The sequence below is a fragment of the Pseudomonas sp. NFACC25 genome, from assembly GCF_900100935.1.
Taxonomy (GTDB): Bacteria; Pseudomonadota; Gammaproteobacteria; order Pseudomonadales; family Pseudomonadaceae; genus Aquipseudomonas; species Aquipseudomonas marginalis.
The window spans coordinates 278,563-298,392 of the sequence record NZ_FMUC01000007.1 but is presented as its reverse complement, the minus strand read 5'-3'; the positions used below and the strand labels follow the sequence as shown (position 1 = coordinate 298,392).

General features: G+C 58.9%; 18 protein-coding genes. 10 read left to right on the top strand and 8 right to left on the bottom strand.

Annotated elements, in window-relative coordinates; all coding sequences use genetic code 11:
• Positions 1-91: 91 nt before the first annotated feature.
• Positions 92-841, bottom strand: coding sequence for an SDR family NAD(P)-dependent oxidoreductase (locus BLQ09_RS18100; protein WP_027605723.1), 750 nt, complete (start codon positions 839-841; stop codon positions 92-94).
• A 191-nt stretch (positions 842-1,032) separates the two neighbouring features.
• Here BLQ09_RS18100 and BLQ09_RS18095 point away from each other — a divergent pair, with 191 nt between their 5' ends.
• Positions 1,033-1,950 carry a LysR substrate-binding domain-containing protein gene (locus BLQ09_RS18095; protein ID WP_027605724.1) on the top strand — a complete coding sequence of 306 codons (918 nt, stop codon included), beginning with the start codon at positions 1,033-1,035 and terminating at the stop codon, positions 1,948-1,950.
• A gap of 62 nt (positions 1,951-2,012) precedes the next feature.
• Here the strand turns inward: BLQ09_RS18095 and BLQ09_RS18090 are convergent, their stop codons facing one another.
• From BLQ09_RS18090 to BLQ09_RS18075, 4 genes are all read right to left on the bottom strand, one after another.
• A complete protein-coding gene (locus BLQ09_RS18090) occupies positions 2,013-2,645 on the bottom strand; it encodes a LysE family translocator (protein WP_027605725.1) in 633 nt (210 codons plus the stop codon).
• Between the two features lie 183 nt (positions 2,646-2,828).
• Positions 2,829-3,137, bottom strand: coding sequence for a YciI family protein (locus tag BLQ09_RS18085; protein WP_027605726.1), 309 nt, complete (start codon positions 3,135-3,137; stop codon positions 2,829-2,831).
• Positions 3,138-3,164: 27 nt separating this feature from the next.
• A complete protein-coding gene (locus BLQ09_RS18080; RefSeq protein ID WP_027605727.1) occupies positions 3,165-3,794 on the bottom strand; it encodes an FMN-dependent NADH-azoreductase in 630 nt (209 codons plus the stop codon).
• Positions 3,795-3,852: 58 nt separating this feature from the next.
• On the bottom strand, positions 3,853-4,557 hold the full coding sequence (locus BLQ09_RS18075) for an alpha/beta fold hydrolase (RefSeq protein WP_092358100.1): 705 nt from the start codon (positions 4,555-4,557) through the stop codon (positions 3,853-3,855).
• Positions 4,558-4,800: 243 nt separating this feature from the next.
• On the opposite strand from BLQ09_RS18075, the gene BLQ09_RS18070 reads away from it, so the two are divergent.
• Positions 4,801-5,841 (top strand): GlxA family transcriptional regulator, encoded by a 1,041-nt coding sequence (locus BLQ09_RS18070; protein ID WP_027605729.1) that lies wholly within the window; start codon positions 4,801-4,803, stop codon positions 5,839-5,841.
• A gap of 107 nt (positions 5,842-5,948) precedes the next feature.
• Here BLQ09_RS18070 and BLQ09_RS18065 read toward each other — a convergent pair whose 3' ends face one another.
• Positions 5,949-6,590: a TetR/AcrR family transcriptional regulator gene (locus tag BLQ09_RS18065; protein ID WP_027605730.1), complete on the bottom strand. Its 642-nt coding sequence runs from the start codon at positions 6,588-6,590 to the stop codon at positions 5,949-5,951.
• 107 nt (positions 6,591-6,697) lie between these two features.
• Here BLQ09_RS18065 and BLQ09_RS18060 point away from each other — a divergent pair, with 107 nt between their 5' ends.
• The 4 genes from BLQ09_RS18060 (at position 6,698) to BLQ09_RS18045 (ending at position 10,979) form a co-directional block, all read left to right on the top strand.
• Positions 6,698-7,591 carry an NAD(P)/FAD-dependent oxidoreductase gene (locus tag BLQ09_RS18060; RefSeq protein WP_027605731.1) on the top strand — a complete coding sequence of 298 codons (894 nt, stop codon included), beginning with the start codon at positions 6,698-6,700 and terminating at the stop codon, positions 7,589-7,591.
• Positions 7,592-7,695: 104 nt separating this feature from the next.
• Positions 7,696-8,559, top strand: a complete 864-nt coding sequence (locus BLQ09_RS18055) for a class I SAM-dependent methyltransferase (protein WP_027605732.1) — start codon at positions 7,696-7,698, stop codon at positions 8,557-8,559.
• Positions 8,560-8,699: 140 nt separating this feature from the next.
• The gene (locus BLQ09_RS18050; protein ID WP_027605733.1) at positions 8,700-9,320 is read left to right on the top strand and encodes a TetR/AcrR family transcriptional regulator; all 621 of its coding nucleotides are present in this window, start codon (positions 8,700-8,702) and stop codon (positions 9,318-9,320) included.
• Between the two features lie 387 nt (positions 9,321-9,707).
• Positions 9,708-10,979, top strand: coding sequence for an OmpP1/FadL family transporter (locus BLQ09_RS18045; protein ID WP_027605734.1), 1,272 nt, complete (start codon positions 9,708-9,710; stop codon positions 10,977-10,979).
• A gap of 71 nt (positions 10,980-11,050) precedes the next feature.
• Here BLQ09_RS18045 and BLQ09_RS18040 read toward each other — a convergent pair whose 3' ends face one another.
• The gene (locus BLQ09_RS18040; protein ID WP_027605735.1) at positions 11,051-11,836 is read right to left on the bottom strand and encodes an SDR family NAD(P)-dependent oxidoreductase; all 786 of its coding nucleotides are present in this window, start codon (positions 11,834-11,836) and stop codon (positions 11,051-11,053) included.
• Between the two features lie 39 nt (positions 11,837-11,875).
• Positions 11,876-13,333, bottom strand: coding sequence for an efflux transporter outer membrane subunit (locus tag BLQ09_RS18035; protein WP_027605736.1), 1,458 nt, complete (start codon positions 13,331-13,333; stop codon positions 11,876-11,878).
• 301 nt (positions 13,334-13,634) lie between these two features.
• Here BLQ09_RS18035 and BLQ09_RS18030 point away from each other — a divergent pair, with 301 nt between their 5' ends.
• The 4 genes from BLQ09_RS18030 (at position 13,635) to BLQ09_RS18015 (ending at position 19,819) form a co-directional block, all read left to right on the top strand.
• Positions 13,635-14,744 carry an efflux RND transporter periplasmic adaptor subunit gene (locus tag BLQ09_RS18030; protein WP_027605737.1) on the top strand — a complete coding sequence of 370 codons (1,110 nt, stop codon included), beginning with the start codon at positions 13,635-13,637 and terminating at the stop codon, positions 14,742-14,744.
• Complete coding sequence (locus BLQ09_RS18025) at positions 14,741-17,830, top strand: efflux RND transporter permease subunit (RefSeq protein WP_092358098.1); 3,090 nt, start codon at positions 14,741-14,743, stop codon at positions 17,828-17,830. Before BLQ09_RS18030 ends, BLQ09_RS18025 begins: the two co-directional genes overlap by 4 nt.
• 181 nt (positions 17,831-18,011) lie before the next feature.
• Entirely contained in the window at positions 18,012-18,917 is a 906-nt protein-coding gene (gene gcvA / locus BLQ09_RS18020; RefSeq protein WP_092358170.1) for a transcriptional regulator GcvA, read from the top strand.
• A 74-nt stretch (positions 18,918-18,991) separates the two neighbouring features.
• On the top strand, positions 18,992-19,819 hold the full coding sequence (locus BLQ09_RS18015; RefSeq protein WP_092358096.1) for a DMT family transporter: 828 nt from the start codon (positions 18,992-18,994) through the stop codon (positions 19,817-19,819).
• Positions 19,820-19,830 lie beyond the last annotated feature (11 nt).

The following is a 19,830-nucleotide window of genomic DNA, read 5'->3' as shown; positions in this document are numbered from 1 at the left end:
TCTGATCTCTTGTTTTTATAGAACGCCGGGCTTGAAGCCCGACGTATCTTCGATCCAGAACTTAATGGACAGCGGGTGCTGGCACCTGTGGTCAGTGGATCAACATGCCGCCGTTGACATCCAGGGTGATGCCGGTGAGGTAGGAGGACAAGTCGCTGGCGAGAAACAGTGCCGCATTGGCAACATCCTGCGCGGCACCAAGCCGACCCAGAGGGATGCTTTCGATGATTGCGTGGCGGCGCTCATCCTGCATCAGGCCCCCGGTGATGTCGGTATGGATCAGGCCTGGCGCAATGGCGTTGACGCGAATGTTGTCCGCGCCAAATTCGCGGGCCATGGCCTTGCCCAGTCCGAGCACGCCGGCCTTGGCGGCGCTGTAGTGCGGGCCGCCGAAAATGCCGCCGCCGCGCTGGGCCGATACGGATGACATGCAGACGATGCTGCCCGAAGCCTGGGCGCGCATCACCGGAATCACCGCCTGGGACATCAACAGCGTGCCACGCAGGCTGACATCCAGGACCTTGTCGTAATCGCTCGGGCGAATGTCCAGGGTCTTGATGGGCTGGGTGATGCCGGCATTGTTGACGAGTATGTCGATACGGCCGTAGTGCTCCAGCACCTTGGCGACCGCAGCCTGGACTTGTTGCTCATCGGCCACGTTGGCAGCCAGGCCCAGGTGGCCTTCGCCGAGGGTGGCCGCGGCGTCACGGGCGGCGGACTCGTCGAGATCCAGGATGACAACGCGGGCGCCGTGTTGGGCGAAGGTGAGCGCGGTTGCGCGGCCGATGCCGCGTGCGGATGCGGCGCCAGTAATAATCGCGACTTTGCCTTGAAGAAGCATGAGGGATACCTCTGATTGTTTTTATGGTTCGATTCAGCGATCGATGGCTCAGAGTGGTCCCCGTCGACGGGCCGAGCAATAACGCAAACCTCACTGCTACATGAATAAAATTCAGCACTCGTCAATGTGGACCGCAAATGCTTGAATGGCACGATCCGCCCGCGCCCCAAAAAACAATAGGCTGAATACCGATGCGCCAGGACGATATCCCCACCTCCAATCTGCCACCGCTGAGAGCCATTCAGGCCTTCGAGCAGACAGCCCGTTTCGGCAACCTGGCAAGGGCCGCCGAAGTGCTCGACCTCACACCGTCAGCGATCAGCCATCAACTGGCCAAGCTGGAGGTGATGATTGGTCGGCAGTTGTTTGTGCGGGCAGCGCGTGGGGTGACCCTGACGCCAGTGGGTGAGCAGTACTTGAAGGATATTTCCGGTCTGTTGCAGAGCCTTGAGGTCGCCACCGAGCGCGCCGCGAGTGACGTCAGCCTGGATTGCCTGCGGCTGCATTCGGCCCCCAGCTTTGGCTTGCTCTGGCTGATGCCGCGGTTGGAGTCGTTTCGCGCGAGCAATCCGGACATCCAGATCAATTTGTCGTGTTCCTATGAGTCGCTGCATTTCAGCCAGGACAAGATCGATGTGGATATTCGTCACGGCCGGCCTAATTGGCCCAGCTATGAAGTGCGCACCGTACGCAACGAAAGTTTCGCGGTGCTGGCCTCGCCCAAGCTGATCGCGCGCTGCGCGGTAGAAAACGCCGCGGATCTCCTGGCACAAGAGCTGATCCTTTCCGAAGCAACCTTGCTCAGGTGGCCTGAGTGGTTCGCCCAGCATGGCCTGGCGCGCCCCGAAAAGCCCTACGCCTTGAGTTTCGACCGTTCCTACATGAGCCTGGAAGCCGCGAGCCACGGCCTGGGGTTCGCCCTTGAAAGCACGCTGCTGGCGCAAAAATACCTGGCCAACGGTTCGCTGGTTGAAGTCGCCCCCGAAGCGTTGAGCGCTGCGGTTGCCGCCCACCATTTGGTGTTCCCGAAGGCGCACTCCAGTTTTCCCAGGGTCAGGCGGTTCTTGGGGTGGATGGAGGTGGAGTTAGGGCATAGCTTTGTGTTCTAGCGCTGTGGTTTTCCAAAGGGAATGACCGTTATTTGTCCAACGACTATCCTGGGCAAGACGGTTTAGAAGACGTTAGAGAGTACAAGAAAAACACCAATGGACAGCAGCAACGCCCCTGCGACTCGGTTGATCCACACACCAATGCGTGGATTATTACCTAACTTAAGGCCAATCTGTCGTCCACAGAGCGCAAGGGGCAGCTCTACTAAAATCATGACCACTACCAGGACGACACCGAGATAAAGCATCGAAAGTGCTTTATGACTTGCGTGCTGTGGAATGAATTGCGGCATGAATGAGAGGGTGAACATCATCGCCTTCGGGTTGAACAAGTTGGTCATCAACCCGCGTCGGTAGACGGGCCAGAAAGTTGCCCTGATTCCGCCCTGGACCTGTGTCACCGATTGACCGGAGCGGAGCAGGCCCACACCCAGCCAGGAGAGGTATGCCGCGCCTGCTATTACCAACAGGCCATACAACAGTGGAGATGCGGCGATCAGGGCCGCCACACCCGCTATCGCCAGAAGCACATAACAAAACGCGCCACTCGCCACGCCAAGAATTGCAGCCATACCCCCGCGGGCACCATTACTGATCGAATTAGACAGGATGTAGATCATGTCCGCTCCGGGCGTGATCATTAGAATCGCCACTGACGTAGCAAATAGAACCAAGGTCGTGAAAGAAATATCCATGGGGAGTTCCAGATCAATCAGAGGTGAATGATGAGGAACGCTTCTACATAGCGTATAGAATCGGATTACTCATCGAATCGCGGTGGTGCAGGCAAGCCAAAGATTGGTGTGAAGAGTCGACAAAGTTGGTATTTCTGGACCCCTCGTCTAAAGCAGCCTGTTGTTTCCAAACTCACCGGTCATTTATACAGACTGCGCATTCTCGGCCCAGCGTGCTGCGAAATCCGTCGAGCGAATTGCCGGGTCGCACTCAATTATGTCGAGGCTTACAAGCCTGTGGGCAACAAAAGGATCCTCGGCCATTATTTTCTGAATGTCTGACAACTGATGGGCGTGGGCAAGAATGAATCCGCCACTCTTATCCATGAGCGGGCCGGCGAAAAGCACATGTGCCGATCCGATGTATTTGATCAGCCAGCCCTTGTGCGCATCCAGGTGCTCCCGAATCTGTTCGGCAGAACTGGTGTAGGTCAACTTTATGGCGTAAAGCATCCGTTAATCTCCTGGCTTTAATGGTTATTAGTAGGCGGCTGACAAGTGTGCCACTGCCGAGGTAATGGCGTTTTTGGCCAGCGTTACGCCGTTATCGCGAACCTGCTCGCCTTTAGAGGCGCCTTCGGCACGAACGAATTCGATATCGTCAATTCCCAGAAAGCCAAAAAACGCTTTCAGGTAACTTTCCTGAAAGTCCATGTTCTGAAAAGGACCTTCAGCGTAAAAACCTCCGCGCGCCGATGCCACGATGACGCGCTTCCCGCCGCATAAGCCAACAGGGCCGCGTTCGGTATATTTGAACGTGCGCCCCACCTGCGCGACTCTGTCTAACCAAGCCTTCAACTGAGTCGAAACGCTGAAGTTGTACATTGGCGCACCGATTACGAGCACTTCGCTCGCGAGAAACTCGGTCACCAGCGTTTCCGAGAGTTGATGCTCCAATAAAATTTCTGCCGAAAAATCACTGTTTCCCATTTGTCGAAACCCTGCGGCAATTGAGCCACTCAGGTGTCTCACTTCTTGGTCGGCGAGGTCGCGGCGCTGCACGTGGGCACCAGGATTACTGGCTTGAATGTGCGCAACGATGGAGGCGGTAAGATCTCGGGTGATGGAATCTTTGCCCATGATGCTGGAGTCAATATGGAGCACTTTCATTCTTGATTTCCTCGGGAGTGGAAAAGCGTTGTTATCAACGTTGTTTGTGGGCAGAGGCTCATCTTTCCGATTCGCTGGCAGCACGGTCGATGAATTTGGCTACTGCATCGGGCTGAGAAATCAATGACAGGTGGCTGGATCGAATAGACAAGGTCCTGGCGCCAATCTGGCGCGCAATGGTTTGCTGTACCGGGTAGGGAAGTGCCTGGTCATCGATTGTTTGCAAGTACCAACTTGGCTTGTCATGCCAGGCCGCATGCTTGACCTTTGCGGCGAAACAGACGGCGGCAATTGGCTGCTGCACTGATGACAGAAACCGTGCGTTTGACATCGCCAGGTCTGCGCCCATCACGTGATGAAATTGCGCTGGGTCATCCAGCCAAAGCAGCCCATCCGCATCCGGGCTGAGGCCCGTCATTGGCGCCTTCAACCGCGCCAAGAGATCCGCAGCAGACTCACCACTGTCAGGCACGAGCGCGGATAGATAGACCAGGCCTTTTACATTACTGGCGTTGCCAGCCTGTGTTATCACCGCGCCAGCCCACGAGTGTCCCACCAGCAGTACATCGCCCTTTTGCCTGCGCAGAACGCGCTCCGTGGCGATTACGTCATCACTCAATGACGTCAATGGATTCTGGACAGCGGTGACGTGATAGCCCATCGCAGTCAATCGCTCCATCACTGCCGACCAACTCGAGCCATCTGCGAAAGCACCATGTACCAGCACGATATTAGGCACGGGGTGTGCGGTTGTTGCCGCCATGGCGGAGCCTCCAGATATCAGCAGGAACGCTCCCACTGTGAAAGTGAGTCGACCTGACCACCTTAGAAACGCCCACAAACGTTCTTTTGCGCAGTGAACATTTAGGTGCAATAGCTTTTTCATGCAGGCCGTCTCTACAGTTTGTGCTGCAAGTCTAGGGAGACTCTGCTAAAACCGTGAGGGCTCGGATCGGCCATATTTCATGCAAAACTCGCCATCTTGATCTTTAAACAGGGAATTACCATGCGCATTGCCATCGTTGCTTTAGAGGGCAGCCTGATGTCTGCGATTACCGGGCTGGCTGATTTGTTCTGGATGACCAATCAGGCGTTGAGGTCTCCACCGGCGGGGTTGCCATCGGCCTTAAAGGCCCACGTCTGCGACGAGTTTGAGACGATCATAGTCAGTGCCGATGGCAACGCAGTGCGAGACCCGCAAGGGCGGGTGATCCCCGTTGATACAACATTTGAAAATGTCGGGCCTTGCGACGCTGTACTTGTTACCGGGATGGCACTCGGGGCTGATCGGCTGCCACCTGGCTCTGAATCCCTCACGCGAGCTGCACAGTGGATTAAAGCCAATCACCAACAGGGAGCACTGGTGGGTGCGGCGTGTGCCGGCACATTTGTGCTGGGCGAGGCAGGCCTGTTGAACCGTCGGCGCTGTACTACAACGTGGTGGCTCCACCATGTTTTCAAACAGCGATTTCCCAAGGCGCTGGTTGCATGGGGTTCCGCAGTAGAGTCCCAGGATCGCATCGTGACTACCGGCGGGCCTTTGTCGTGGATTGATTTGGCGCTTTATGTGATCCGGAGCCTGGCAGGCGCGGAGGTAGCGAAATTAACGGCTGATATTTCTGTGACCGATAGCTTGCCATTGCCCCAGTCCGTCTACGCGCCCCGAGGATTCATTAACAATGCCGATCCCCTGCTGCTGGAAACCGAGCAAATCATTCGACACGGAAATCCTGGCCTGACCGCTGCGGGGCTGGCCAAGGCGTTGAATGTGAGCGAGCGAACTTTACACAGACGCTTCAAGAACCTCACAAATGAATCGCCTAAAGAACTCATCACCCGCGTGAGAATAGAGACGGCCTGTGTACTGCTACAGATACCAGGGGCCAGCGTTAAACAGGTAGCCCTTAATTGTGGCTATAACGAGGACACGTCATTTCGTCGTTCTTTTATACAACTGACGGGGATGACTCCCGCGGATTATAAGCGTTGGTCGAAAGGGCGCGCCTTGGTCGATATCGAAGCTGAGAGTTCTTCGGTGTTCAGCTAAGCCATGGGGCCATGCAGATGTTTGGCCTGCTGGCTCGAATAGATCAGGTGATAGCTGCCAAGGCCCGGGCAGCGGCTCAGGCCAAGCTGCCTGGAGCAATGAAATGCTTAGCCGCCAGCGCGGTCGTTACCACCATGCGCGGCGATGAACAGGGTGACGGCCGATCGGCAATAGGATTCGATTTCATCCTCTGCTCTCGCCTCATCGAAGCGGGCGATCATCAGGAGATCGGAGCCTTTGAAAAGCGCGGCAAACAAGCGGGCGGACCCCAGAGGATCGGGCACGTTCAGCACCGCCTTCCCGTGCAACTGACGCAACAGGGCCTCGATCTGGGCGATGACATAGGCGGGGCCGGCTTCGTAATGGAGCTTGCTTAACGACGTTTGATTCGTCTTGTCGACCATGATCATGGCTTCGACACTGCGCACATCCGGGCTCAACAACGTGCGAAGCAGGAATGTTCCCACCGCCATGAGCTGATCTGCCGCCGAACCGTCGACGCCTTCAATAAGGGTCTGTGGTGCAAACTGATGGCAGTGGGCCGCGATGGCCGCGCTGTACAGCGCTTCCTTGTTCTCAAAGTGCCGATAGATGCTGAGCTTGGATATCTTCGCCCGCTGGGCGACCTTGTCCATTGTCGTCGCTTGAAAACCCAATTCCACAAAAAGTTCGCACGCGGCGTCGACTATCGTTTGGCCAAGCGCCTCGTTGGCGGGCCGGCCGCGCCGACCCTGGTTGTGTTCAGTCATAAATATTCCAGTACTTGACAGTATTCTAATTCTTGAATTAGGGTACTTCAAAGTATCTTAAGCATGCAAGCCGATCTCCCTTCATCCACAGCACAGAGCCCATCACCATGAATGACGTCATCATCATCGGCGGCAGCTTTGCCGGTCTTGCTGCAGCCCTGCAGCTCGGTCGTGCCCGGCGCACGGTCACCGTTCTCGATACCGGCCTGCCACGCAACCGCTTCGCCGGCCACTCCCATGGCCTGCTCGGCCACGATCACAAGCCACCGCTGGAGATCCTGGCCGAGGCGCGGCGGCAGCTGGCACGCTATCCCACGGTCAGGCTGGTCACTGCCCGTGCCGAGAGCATCTCCGGCGCCATCGACGATTTCTGCGTCCTCACTGGCGATGGCGAAAGCCTCAGGGCCCGCCGCCTGATCCTGAGCTATGGCGTCGTTGACCAGATGCCTGATGTTCCGGGCTATGCCGAAAACTGGGGCACCTCCATCGTGCCTTGCCCCTATTGCGACGGCTTTGAAGTCGCCGGCCAGCATTGGGGCCTCGTCTGGTCCGGCCCGCAATCGATGAATCAGGTCAGGCTGTTCCACGATTGGACCGACACGTTGACGGTCTTCACCAATGGGCATGACCTTCCACCCGACATCCAGGCCGATCTGGCGCGACGTGGCATCTCTGTCGTCAATGGCCGGATCACCGAAATCGACCATGCCGAGAACCATAATGCCACCGTCAGGCTCAACGCCGGCCCACCTGTCGCGGTCGACATTCTGTTTGCGCATCCGCGCAACAAGCCGTCTGCGCGCCTGCATGAGTCGCTGGGCCTCGCCACGGTGGATACGCCCCAGGGCATCGCCCTGAAGGTCGACGAGCGTCGCGAAACCAGCGTGCCCGGCATCTATGCCGCCGGCGACCTGGCAAACCCCCTTATGGCCTCGGTCACCCTGGCAATATCGCACGGCGCGACGGCGGGTATCTCCGCCCAACAGTCGATGCTGGTTTGAGGACAATTCGGTTGTCGCAGGCTTCTGGAACACGGGTCTCAGAAGGTCGCCGTTCCCGGCTTTTGCACGGCCTGGTTAAAAACGAATCAAAACGAGGAGATGTCATGACAGAGCAAAATGCCTATCAGGTTGCCGACTGGAATGGCCAAAGCGGAGAATACTGGGCCGCTAACCAGGCCCGGCTCGACGCCATGTTTGCGGTATTCGGCCAGGCCGCGATCGAAGCCGCCGCGCCAGCCACGGGCGAACGCGTGCTTGACATCGGTTGCGGCGCGGGCGCGTCGAGCCTGGCTCTGGCCGCCCGCGTCGGCGCGGGTGGTCATGTGCTGGGTGTGGACATATCCGAACCGCTGATCGGCCGCGCGCGTGCGCTGGCGCCACAGGATACGCCGGCCCGGTTCCGGGTAGCCGATGCCAGCAGCGCCGAGTTGCCCGAGGGCGCGTTTGACCTCCTGTTTTCGCGTTTCGGGGTGATGTTCTTCGACGATCCGACAGGGGCGTTCGCCCATATGCGACGCGCGCTCCGGCCGGGCGGGCGGGTCGCTTTCGTCTGCTGGCGTGGTGTGGCCGAGAATGATTGGGTGCGCCTGCCGATGGGCGTGCTCAAGGGCATCCTCCCGCTGACCGCCCGGCCCGATCCCGAAGCGCCCGGCCCATTCTCGTTTGGCGACCGGGAGCGCGTGGCACGCATCCTGACAGCGGCCGGCTTTACCGATATCACCAGCACACCCTTCGATGCTTCCATCCCGTTCGGCGAGGGCGTGACGCGGGACGCGGCGATCGACGACGCGGTGAAGATGGCATTCGAGGGGGGCCCGCTGGCGCTTGTGCTCGCTGATCAGCCCGACGCCATCCGAGCCCGCGCCTGGGCCGCGGTTAGCGCCGCCTTCGCGGGCCTACCCGGCGAGCGGTCGGTGATGATCGACGGCGCGACGTGGATCGTCATGGCACGCAATCCGGCAAGCTGACAGGGATTGATAGGGGAGGTGTTTGGCCTTCCGCGTAGAGACATTGACCTGAAACCAACCCTGATCATTGCGAGGTTGTGACAAAAGTATAATTTGGTCACTCGTTGTCAAGCGCTTTTCGGATGCGTAAGCTAGCTCGTATGAACAAGACATCCATAGCTTCCCCCAGCATCCGTGGCCCAGCCGATCATGAGATCCGGAATCAGATCGTCGCGGCGGCCAATCAGCACTTCAGTCAATACGGCTATAGCAAAACCACGGTTTCCGACCTGGCGAAAGCGATCGGGTTTTCCAAGGCGTACATCTACAAGTTTTTTGATTCCAAGCAGGCGATTGGTGAGGCTATCTGTGGCAATTGCCTGGCGGAAATCATCGCGGCCGTAGAACAGGCCATCAATGTAGAGGACATTTCGCCGACCGAACGTTTTCGACGTTTGGTGAAAACGCTGATCGCTACCGGGGTGAATTTGTTCTTCAGCGATCGAAAGCTCTATGACATCGCCGCATTTGCAGCGTCTGAGAACTGGCCCTGCGCTCAGCAATATGACGTCTTGGTCAGGGGCTTCGTGTTGCAGATTGTGCGTGAAGGCCGAGAAATCGGCGAATTTGAACGCAAAACACCCTTGGACGAAACAGTCGATTCGATCCACCTTACGCTGCGCCCTTTCGTCAATCCGTTGCTTTTGCAATACAACCTTGACTTCGTCGAGCTGGCTCCGGTCCTCACTTCCAATCTCATTCTGCGTAGCTTGATGCCGTGAGCCTGCGTTAATCATCTCTATCACTTTGCTCTGATATCAACGCTTAGATGATGGTGAACACCGATCCAGGTGGACACCATTTTCCGGGGCGCGGTATTAACTCGAATCCGGGGCCTGATCCCCATATTCAGGGCCTCGTATCAAACCTCACTAGGTAACTGAGTGGATTATCCGCGCAGCATTTGCCGCGTAGCCATGCATGTTCATTTGCCGGATTTGTGACTATTGACATGAATGGTCACATGAATAAGTATGCTGTACCTATCCTGGAGGAATCGCCGTGGCGCGCACGATCTTCGTAAATCTGCGCTGCGGCCCCTCCCGGTAGCCCGCGCTCAGCGTGACGCTCTCTACCGCTTTATCCCGATGATCTATCGAGTCCTAATAATGAAAAAAATACTGCGCAGGACCCCGCTTGGCCTTGCTGTTGCCCTCTCGTCGACTCAACTGTTCGCGAGCGGTTTCGCTCTTAATGAACAAAGCATCAGTGGGATGGGCTCCGGATTTGCCGGCCGTTCTTCATCGGCAGAAGATGCGAGTACCGTCTTCGGTAATCCGGCCGGTATGTCTCGCTTGAAAAAAGAGCAGGCCAGCGTCGGGGCGGCAACGCTTTTCGCAAAGGCCCATATAAGCCAGACGCGCAGCACATTCGGGGGGCAGGAGGACGGGGACATGGTGCCGACCACCACAGTGCCCATGGGTTACTACGTCAAACCCATCGATGAGCACTGGGCGTTCGGTGTGGGTTTCTATGTGCCGTTTGGGCTAATGACCGATTATGGCGGTGGTTTCGCCGGCCGCTACTACGCCAACAAAAGTGAGGTCACGACCCTTACGTTTCAGCCCACCATCAGCTATGCGTTCAACGACAAGGTCTCCATCGGTTTCGGACCGACCATCAACCGTATCAGTGGTGAGCTTTCCGGGATGGTGCTCAATCCACTCAGCCCAGGCCGCAATGACGGAAAGCTCAAAAGCACCGGCGATGACACGGCGCTTGGATTTAACGCGGGTATTCTAGTGCAAGCGACAGATCGAACTCGGTTGGGTCTGACCTATCACTCCAAGGTCAGCTACCGGCTGGATGCCAAGACCAAGCTCACCGACGGCATCTTCAGTGTGCTGGGTGTAAGCGGTACGAGCTATGACGCGTCCTTGGATGTGGACACCCCGGAATCAGTCGATTTTTCCGTGACTCACCAACTCAACAGTGACTGGACGCTCTACCTGGGCAGTACGTGGACGCGCTGGAGTCGCTTCAAGGAGTTGGTGTTCGAAAACAGTGGCTTGCCTGCGGCGTTGAGCGGAACGCTGAGTCGTATTACCGAGGAGCAGAACTGGCACGACACGTGGGCGCACGCTATCGGCACGGCGTATAAGCTGAACAATCAGTGGGTTCTTCGCGCCGGCTTCTCGGTTGACCAGTCCCCCACCAACAACGTCAACCGTGGGCCGCGAATCCCTACCGGTGACCGGAAAGTCATCAGTGTCGGGGCAGGGTGGACGCCGGCGGAGAATGTCACGATCGATGTGGCGTATTCCTACCTATGGGAGGAAAGCGTACAGGTCAATGACGTATCCGCCTCAAGAGGCGCCTACAGCTCGAAGTATAAAAATAGCGCGAGCGGTTTGGGGACTTCTGTCAGCTATCGATTCTGACTCACTGCGGGGCCTGAGAGCGGATACCTAGTGGATCAGGTATCCGTCGTCGGGGGCATTGCCTGGCCCGCTCAAACACCCATTACCCGTGACATCAGGCCCTGGTGAAGTCGACGGGGTGTGGCCCAGGTCAAGACCGCAATAGCCTTGTTGCCAAAGCCCGGCACGACGCTCATGCGGCCTGCGTGCAACGCTTGTATCCCCGCTCGCACTACAGGCTCGGGTTGCATCATGACCCTCTTCAAGACCGGTGTTATCTTTTGTTTGGCACTTGCTGCAAACCCGGTATCCGACATGCCTGGACAAAGCGCTGTGACCACCACACCGTCTTGTTTGAGCTCACGATGCAGGGCGTCGGAGAATCTGAGTACGTAAGCCTTGGCGGCAGAGTAAACCGCAAAGTTCTTCACGCCCTGGTAGGACAGCAGGCTGGCTGTCATCAAGATATGCCCCTTGCGCCTGGCCCGCATATCCTCTGCAAACAGACGAGTGATGGCGGTCAGGCTGGCGACGTCCAGGTCGATCATCGCCAGGGAGCTTTCCAGGGGCTCATCCAGGAATGCTCCCTGCAAGCCGTAACCCGCATTGTTGATCAGGACATCGACCACCGTATTGCTGTCATGCAGGCGCCGATGCAGATCGATAATCACATTTATTGATGAAAGATCTGCTTGCTGCACCATCACGTCGACGTCGAAACGACTACGCAATTCGTCCGCGAGTGCTTCAAGCTCGTTCAGCCTGCGGGCTACCAGAATCAGCGATTTCCCTTTTGCGGCGTACTGTCGGGCAAATTCCTTGCCGAATCCGCTGGAGGCTCCAGTAATGAGCACCCATGAATTTTCTTTCACGGCCATCTTGCATACCCCTTGTTTGAATCTCGAAAACCACCCGTGTCATCGGCTCGTCAGTCGGCTATCCGAGGGCTGCCAGCCGCCACCCAGCGCCTTGAACGCGGCGACTGCCGCGCGTGCCGATTCGGTTTGTGCCTGCGCCCGAGCGTCGGAAGCCTGAAGCAGGGTCTCGTCAGCGTGCAGGATGTCAATCAAGCTGGCCGTGCCTTTCTCATAAGCAGTGAACGACGATTGGCGCGCTTGCGTCAAAGACGTCTCGCCTCCAATGAGGGTGGTTGCTTGGGCGTCCCGATTCACCAGTGAGGAGAGCGCGTTCTCGACATCCTCGGTGGCGCGCAGCACAGACTGACGGTACGCGGCCAGGGATTCGGCTTCCTGTCCCTTGGCTTGGTCGATTTGGGCGTTGATGCGCCCGAAGTCGAAGAGTCTCCAGCGCAGTCCCAGTACGCCCGACGATTGACTGGCGCCGCCGGAAAAAAGATTGCCTGCCGATACAGCCGTTGCACTCCCCAGTAATGCGCTCAGAGAGAACTTAGGGTAGTACTCGGCAATCGCCTCCCCGATGCGTGCGTTTGAGGCGGCAAGGCGGCGCTCGGCCACAATGAGGTCAGGCCTGCGGCGCAGTAAGTCGGCTGGCGTTCCCATGGTCTTTAACTGCGGCGCTGCCGGAATGCTTGCGACCATGGCAAGTTGCGTGCGATGAGTACCGGGTGGCGTGCCGAGCATGACATCGAGTGAATTCATGGCCGCATCCAGACCGGTCTGCAGCACCGGTACGGTGGCTTGGACCTGTGCTAAAGCCCCCTCGGTCTGACGAACCTCATGGCTGGCGGCAAGCCCCTTGCTGTAGAGCAATTGGACTTTCTCCAGCAGCCCCTGCTGGGTTTTGACTTGTCGATTAGCGATGTCCAGCCGAGCCTGCAATCCGCGGACAGTGATGTAGATATCCGCAGTCTGTGCGGCGATGGCCAATCGCGTGGCCGCGGCGCCAGCCTCGGACGCTTGGTACTCGGCCAGTGCCGCCTCGCGTCCGCGTCGCAGGCCGCCAAAGACATCCACTTCCCAGCTGGCATTGAGGTCGACCTCATAGGAACTGCCATAGCGATCGTAGCCGGGGGTTGAGTTCAGCACCTGGCCGAGTGGCGTCTCGACTGATTGGTAGGCGCGGGCGGCCTGGCCGCTGATATTTCCCGAGGGCCATAAAGCGGCATTGGCGGCGCCTAGTCCTGCCCGCGCCTGCGCGACTCGTGCCTGGGCCTGCGCCAGATCGAGGTTCTGTTCAAGCGCCTTGGCGACGAAGTCGGCGAGCAGTGGATCACCGAAGCCCTCCCACCAGATGACGAGGCTGGCAGGCGTCACCCCTGGTCTCTGCTCGACAGAAGACTGGCCCAGGTAGCGGTCCGGGAGCGGGGCGTCCGGACGGCGATAGTCCGGACCGACCGCACAACCTGTCATCAAGCTGGCGCTGATCAAAAAAGCAGCGGGGCGGAGGGAGTGCATTGGGATTCCTTGAATCGAACATTGTTGGTGACCATAGTACTGTATGGTCACTCTCTGTCAATTGAGGCCTCTGGGCTAAATTCAGATATGACTGGAAAATATCGTTCATTCCCGTCATGTGCTCCTTTGGAATATGCAGTCCTGCATCAGCCGGGTCTTGTTTCAACGAGGTCATGAGCGATTGCGTTGCGGGGGGAGCGCATCTTTCTGCGTTATTTGAGATCTCGAGCGTGACCATTGACAATAATAGTCACCAGTCTGAATATGTGATCCCTGTTCTTTCTATTCAATAAGGGAACCTATGCTCCGGCTCCGACCCATCCCCATTGCAGCCTGCTTGTTGCCTCTCGTCCTGACGGCGTGTGGTGACTCATCCAACATTGACGATCCGCGTACGCAGGCTCCTCTGGTAAGGCCCGGAACGGTTGAGGGTTCCTCGGAGACGTCACGCTCATTCACGGGAGTGGTGGCGGCCCGCGTGCAGGGCGATCTCGGCTTTCGGGTCTCCGGCAAGATCCTCGAGCGGCTGGTCGATACCGGCCAGAGCGTTAAACGCGGTCAGCCGCTTATGCGCCTTGACCCTATCGACCTGGGGTTGCAGGCGCGAGCACAGCAAGAGTCGGTCACCGCCGCCAGGGCCCGCGCCAGGCAGACAGCCGATGACGAGGCGCGATATCGCGACCTCGTCGCCGCAGGGGCTGTTTCTGCATCGGCCTACGACCAGGTCAAGGCCGCAGCGGATAGCGCAAAGGCGCAGCTCAGCGCCGCACAAGCCCAGGCCGATGTCGCCCGCAATGCTTCCGGCTACGCGGTGTTATTTGCGGATTCCGACGGGGTCGTGGTGGAGACACTCGCAGAGCCCGGGCAAGTCGTCAGCCCGGGGCAGCCCGTGGTTCGACTGGCCCGCGCAGGCCAGCGCGAAGCCATCGTGCATCTGCCCGAGACGTTGCGTCCTGCAGCCGGATCCAGCGCGCAAGCGACGCTTTACGGCAGTACCGCAGGGGCTGTTACAGCGAAGCTCAGGCTGCTTTCTGACTCTGCCGACCCAGTGACGCGCACGTTTGAGGCGCGGTATGTGCTTGAGGGCGCGCTGGCCAATGCCCCGATAGGTTCGACGGTCACGTTGCGGATCGCAGAAGGCGCCGCGCACGGGCAGGCGCTGCAAGTCCCCATCGCGGCCCTTTATGACCCAGGCAATGGCACCGGTGTGTGGGTGATCGCAGGCTCGCCGGCAAAGGTGAGCTGGCGTCCTGTTCAGGTGCTGGGATTGAGCGACGATGCCGCACGCGTGGCAGGCGATCTCAAGGTCGGTGAGCAGATCGTCGCGTTAGGCGCCCATCTGCTGCGCGATGGAGAAGACGTGAGAGTGCCCCAGCAGGATGACGCCCATGTTGCCGGGAGTCATCCATGAGCGAAGGCCGCTTTAATATTTCTGCGATCGCCGTTCGTGAGCGATCCATTACGGTATTCCTGATCTTTCTGATCGCGGTTGCGGGCACCCTGGCGTTCTTCCAGCTGGGGCGTGCGGAGGATCCACCGTTTACGGTCAAGCAGTTGACGGTCATTACTGCCTGGCCGGGGGCTACTGCGCAGGAAATGCAGGACCAGGTCGCAGAGCCACTTGAAAAACGCCTGCAGGAATTGAAATGGTACGACCGCTCGGAAACCTATACGCGGCCCGGTCTTGCTTTCACCATGGTGTCGTTGTTGGACCGCACGCCCCCCTCACAGGTGCAGGAAGAGTTTTATCAGGCACGCAAAAAGCTCGACGACGAAGCCACCAAGCTACCGGCGGGTGTAATCGGGCCCTTGGTCAACGACGAGTATTCGGACGTGACGTTTGCGCTGTTCGCCCTCAAAGCCAAAGGCGAGCCGCAGCGGCTGCTGGTGCGTGATGCTGAGTCGTTGCGCCAGCAACTGCTGCATGTGCCGGGCGTGAAGAAGGTCAACATCATCGGTGAGCAGGCCGAGCGGATATTTGTTTCGTTCTCCCATGATCGGTTGGCCACCCTGGGCATTGCGCCTCAGGACATCTTTGCCGCGCTGAATAACCAGAACGTGCTCACGCCCGCCGGTTCGATTGAAACAAATGGGCCGCAGGTCTTCCTCCGCCTGGACGGCGCCTTCGATAAGCTGGAGAAGATTCGTGACACGCCGATTGTGGTTCAGGGGCGCACGCTCAAGCTCTCCGACGTGGCCACTGTCGAACGTGGCTATGAAGACCCGGCAACCTTTCTGGTGCGCAGTAACGGAGAAGAGGCCCTGCTGCTGGGGGTCATCATGCGCGAAGGCTGGAACGGCCTGGACCTGGGCAAGGCGCTGGACGCCGAGACGACCAAGATCAATGAAGGCATGCCACTGGGCATGACGCTGACCAAGGTGACCGATCAAGCCGTCAACATCGACTCGGCCGTTGGCGAGTTCATGGTCAAGTTTTTTGTCGCGCTGCTTGTGGTGATGCTTGTTTGCTTCCTCAGCATGGGCTGGCGTGTGGGCGTCGTGGTCGCAGCTGCCGTGCCATTGACACTGGCGATCGTGTTTGTGGTGATGGCGGCCACCGGAAAGAACTTTGACCGTATTACCCTCGGTTCATTGATCCTGGCGCTCGGGTTGCTGGTAGATGACGCCATCATCGCGATCGAAATGATGGTCGTGAAAATGGAGGAGGGCTACGACCGCATCAAAGCCTCTGCGTATGCCTGGAGTCATACGGCCGCGCCAATGCTCTCTGGCACACTGGTAACGGCGGTTGGCTTCATGCCCAACGGTTTCGCCCAGTCCACTGCCGGCGAGTACACCAGCAACATGTTCTGGATCGTGGGCATTGCTCTGATCGCTTCCTGGGTTGTCGCAGTGGCTTTCACCCCTTACCTGGGCGTGAAGTTGCTGCCAGACATCAAGCAGGTAGAGGGTGGGCATGCGGCTATCTACAATACCCCGCGCTACAACCGCTTCCGCCGGGTCCTGACCCGGGTCATCGAACTCAAGTGGCTGGTGGCTGGCACGGTTATCACGCTGTTTGTCGTGGCCGTCCTGGGCATGGGCCTGGTGAAGAAGCAGTTCTTCCCGACGTCAGACCGTCCCGAGGTGATGGTCGAGGTGCAAATGCCCTACGGAACCTCCATCGAGCAGACCAGCGCCACTGCGAAAAAGGTCGAGGCCTGGCTGCAAAAGCAGGAAGAGGCAAAAATCGTCACGGCCTATATCGGGCAGGGCGCTCCGCGTTTCTTCCTGGCGATGGCGCCAGAACTGCCGGATCCCTCGTTCGCCAAGATCGTGGTGCTGACGTCCAGCCAGGAGGCACGTGAAACCCTCAAGCTGCGTTTTCGCGAGGCGGTCGCTGCCGGGCTCGCCCCAGAGGCCCGTGTCAGGGCGACTCAAATTGTGTTTGGGCCGTATTCACCCTATCCCGTCGCCTACAGGGTAATGGGGCCTGACCCGACGAAGCTGCGCGAGATTGCGGGCCGTGTACAAGCGGTCATGCACGCGAGTCCGTTGATGAGGACGGTCAACAGCGACTGGGGCCCTCTGGCGCCGACCCTGCATTTCAGCCTGGATCAGGATCGCTTGCAGGCGGTTGGACTGACCTCCAGCGCCGTCGCCCAGCAGTTGCAATTCCTGCTGGCGGGCGTGCCGATCACGTCGGTTCGTGAAGACATTCGTTCAGTGCAGGTGGTTGGGCGCGCCGCAGGCGATATACGTCTGGACCCTGCGCGGATTGAAGGGTTTACATTGGTGGGCGCCGCGGGCCAGCGGATCCCTCTGTCCCAGGTCGGAGAGGTGGATGTGCGCATGGAGGATCCGATCCTCAGGCGCCGTGACCGTACACCGACGATCACCGTGCGTGGCGATATTGACGAAGGCCTTCAACCACCTGATGTATCGGGTGTGATCATCAAGCAACTGCAGCCGATTATCGACACGCTCCCCGCCGGCTATCGGATCGAGCAAGCGGGTGCAATCGAGGAGTCGGGCAAGGCAGGCCAGGCGATAGTGCCGCTGGTTCCGATCATGATTGCGCTGACGCTGCTGATCATCATCGTCCAGGTGCGTTCGATCTCGGCCATGATCATGGTGTTTTTCACCGCGCCGCTGGGACTTATTGGCGTGGTGCCGACGCTGCTGATATTTCATCAACCGTTTGGTATCAACGCCCTGGTTGGGCTGATCGCGCTGTCGGGCATCCTGATGCGCAACACGCTGATTCTGATCGGGCAGATCCATCACAACGCCCAGGAAGGCCTGGATCCCTTTCACGCCGTCATCGAAGCCACGGTACAGAGGGCTCGCCCGGTACTGCTGACGGCGATGGCGGCCATCCTGGCATTCATCCCGCTGACCCATTCTGTTTTTTGGGGCACGCTGGCCTACACACTGATCGGCGGTACTTTGGTCGGCACCATCATGACGTTGGTGTTCCTGCCGGCGATGTACGCCATCTGGTTCAAAATCCGCCCAGGCAACGCGAGCAAGGCTCAAGCGGCGCAACCTACCTGAGCAAGGAGTGTTCGAGGGGAGGGCGCCGGCGTCCTCTCGTCGGTCAACTCGCCAAAGCGGCTGCTTCTGTAGGCGCGGATTGAACAAGGACGAGGATTCAAATGGGTACAGTGAAGTAAGCTGCTGCATGAGCTAACGTTCATGCATGCGCTTTTCCTATAACTCGCTGGATCCTGCCCCGATGAGAGACCTGCCGCCTACCGCGACCTTGCGCGCCTTTGAAGTTGCCACCCGCCATCCGACGTTTACTGCAGCCGCACAGGAACTGCATGTGACTCAAAGCGCGGTCAGCCACCAGCTCAAGCACCTTGAGGCGCTTTGGGGGCTGCCGCTGTTTGAACGTGGCAAGGCGTTACGCCTCACGGCAGCGGGGGCTGCGCTGGCGCCCATCGTGCGGGAGTTTTTCATCAGCCTGGAGGCGACTTTGGGTGACCTGCGCGAGCAAAAGGGCCGGGTTCGGCTCAGCGTCAGCACCACCTATTCCTTTGCGCTCAAATGGCTGCTGCCACGCTTGCCGCGTCTGTCTCGCCAGCACCCCGAGCTGCTGGTCTCGCTGGATACCACGGATAAAATCATCCACTTCTCTCACGGCCAGGCTGATGTTGCGATCAGGCTCGGCAAGGGCAATTACCCAGGCCTGCATTCGGAATTCCTGTTTGGGGAGCAGGTATTTCCCGTGGCCAGTCCCGAACTGCTGCGGCGCGTTGGCACGCCGCAACGCCCGGCAGACTTGTTGCATTTCCCGCTCCTGACTCGGGATGGCGCCGAGTTGGTGCCGAAGTGGGAGGTGTGGTTTCAAGCCGTCGGGTTGGCCTATTTGCCGCTCCAGGAAAGCGTCAGGTTTGGCGATACCAACATGACGGTCGAGGCGGCTTTGCTCGGCCAGGGCGTTGCATTGGTGCGCAGCGGGCATGTCGAGAACGAAATCAGCGATGGCCGTTTGGTGCGGCTGTTCGACGTACCGCTTCCGTCGCCGCTTGCTTACTACTTCGTCTGCCCCAAGGGCATCGAATCCCAGCCGCACATCGCCAGCTTTCGCCAATGGCTGGTCAGCGAGGCAATGAAAGTCCAACGACCGGGTGAGTGAGTCATGAGTATCCACTCATGCTGCGCTGAGGAGACTTCGCTTTAGCCCCGGCGCCGGATTGCCTACAGTGGGGCATGCCTACTCATCTCATCTTCCTCGTGCTTTTCGCCGCGCTCCTGCATGCCAGCTGGAATGCGCTGCTGCGTAGCGGCGCCGACCGGCTGTGGTCCATGACGGTGATGTGCATTGCCATCGCCATCGCCAGTGTCGTCGCCGCAGCGTTCATGGTGTCCCCTGCGATTGAAAGCTGGGGCTACGCGGTGCTGTCGGGGTTGCTGCATGTGGGCTACAACCTGTTTCTGGTGCGCAGTTACCGCGTCGGCGACCTGGGGCAGATCTATCCGATTTCACGGGGATCGTCGCCGGTGCTGATCACCTTGGGGGCCGCCGTGTTTGCCGGGGAAAGCATCACGCCTGGCGAGTTGCTCGGTATTGCGCTGGTGTCCGGCGGGATTATTTCGCTGGCCTTCAGAGGGCGCAGTCTGTCGGTTCCCAGCCTGCCCTATGCGCTGGGGACGGGCGGCTTTATCGCGGCCTACAGCGTGGTCGACGGCATCGGCGCCAGGCTCTCCGGTGCGCCGCTTGCCTATACGGTTTGGATGTGCGCGCTGTGGGGCGTGCTGATGCCGGTGGTCTACATCGGCCTGCGCGACACCCGCAGCTTGTTCCGCGTCCGGCCTGGAACAGTGACCGCGTTGGTCGGCGGGCTGGTCTCTTTGCTCGCCTATGGAATGATCATTTACGCCATGAACGAAGCGCCACTGGGCGCGGTATCCGCATTGCGCGAAACCAGCGTGCTGTTTGCGGCGTTGATCGGCTATGTGTTTCTCGGCGAAACGCTCACCCCCCGCCGGATACTGGCATGCGTAGTGATCGCCAGCGGCACCCTCATCATCGGCTGATACAGCCAACG

What these genes read in the sequence shown, in the direction of transcription:
- BLQ09_RS18100 (WP_027605723.1), bottom strand. Translation starts at nt 841, where the DNA reads ATGCTTCTTCAAGGCAAAGTCGCGATTATTACTGGCGCCGCATCCGCA.
- BLQ09_RS18095 (WP_027605724.1), top strand. Translation starts at nt 1,033, where the DNA reads ATGCGCCAGGACGATATCCCCACCTCCAATCTGCCACCGCTGAGAGCC.
- BLQ09_RS18090 (WP_027605725.1), bottom strand. Translation starts at nt 2,645, where the DNA reads ATGGATATTTCTTTCACGACCTTGGTTCTATTTGCTACGTCAGTGGCG.
- BLQ09_RS18085 (WP_027605726.1), bottom strand. Translation starts at nt 3,137, where the DNA reads ATGCTTTACGCCATAAAGTTGACCTACACCAGTTCTGCCGAACAGATT.
- BLQ09_RS18080 (WP_027605727.1), bottom strand. Translation starts at nt 3,794, where the DNA reads ATGAAAGTGCTCCATATTGACTCCAGCATCATGGGCAAAGATTCCATC.
- BLQ09_RS18075 (WP_092358100.1), bottom strand. Translation starts at nt 4,557, where the DNA reads ATGGCGGCAACAACCGCACACCCCGTGCCTAATATCGTGCTGGTACAT.
- BLQ09_RS18070 (WP_027605729.1), top strand. Translation starts at nt 4,801, where the DNA reads ATGCGCATTGCCATCGTTGCTTTAGAGGGCAGCCTGATGTCTGCGATT.
- BLQ09_RS18065 (WP_027605730.1), bottom strand. Translation starts at nt 6,590, where the DNA reads ATGACTGAACACAACCAGGGTCGGCGCGGCCGGCCCGCCAACGAGGCG.
- BLQ09_RS18060 (WP_027605731.1), top strand. Translation starts at nt 6,698, where the DNA reads ATGAATGACGTCATCATCATCGGCGGCAGCTTTGCCGGTCTTGCTGCA.
- BLQ09_RS18055 (WP_027605732.1), top strand. Translation starts at nt 7,696, where the DNA reads ATGACAGAGCAAAATGCCTATCAGGTTGCCGACTGGAATGGCCAAAGC.
- BLQ09_RS18050 (WP_027605733.1), top strand. Translation starts at nt 8,700, where the DNA reads ATGAACAAGACATCCATAGCTTCCCCCAGCATCCGTGGCCCAGCCGAT.
- BLQ09_RS18045 (WP_027605734.1), top strand. Translation starts at nt 9,708, where the DNA reads ATGAAAAAAATACTGCGCAGGACCCCGCTTGGCCTTGCTGTTGCCCTC.
- BLQ09_RS18040 (WP_027605735.1), bottom strand. Translation starts at nt 11,836, where the DNA reads ATGGCCGTGAAAGAAAATTCATGGGTGCTCATTACTGGAGCCTCCAGC.
- BLQ09_RS18035 (WP_027605736.1), bottom strand. Translation starts at nt 13,333, where the DNA reads ATGCACTCCCTCCGCCCCGCTGCTTTTTTGATCAGCGCCAGCTTGATG.
- BLQ09_RS18030 (WP_027605737.1), top strand. Translation starts at nt 13,635, where the DNA reads ATGCTCCGGCTCCGACCCATCCCCATTGCAGCCTGCTTGTTGCCTCTC.
- BLQ09_RS18025 (WP_092358098.1), top strand. Translation starts at nt 14,741, where the DNA reads ATGAGCGAAGGCCGCTTTAATATTTCTGCGATCGCCGTTCGTGAGCGA.
- gcvA (WP_092358170.1), top strand. Translation starts at nt 18,012, where the DNA reads ATGAGAGACCTGCCGCCTACCGCGACCTTGCGCGCCTTTGAAGTTGCC.
- BLQ09_RS18015 (WP_092358096.1), top strand. Translation starts at nt 18,992, where the DNA reads ATGCCTACTCATCTCATCTTCCTCGTGCTTTTCGCCGCGCTCCTGCAT.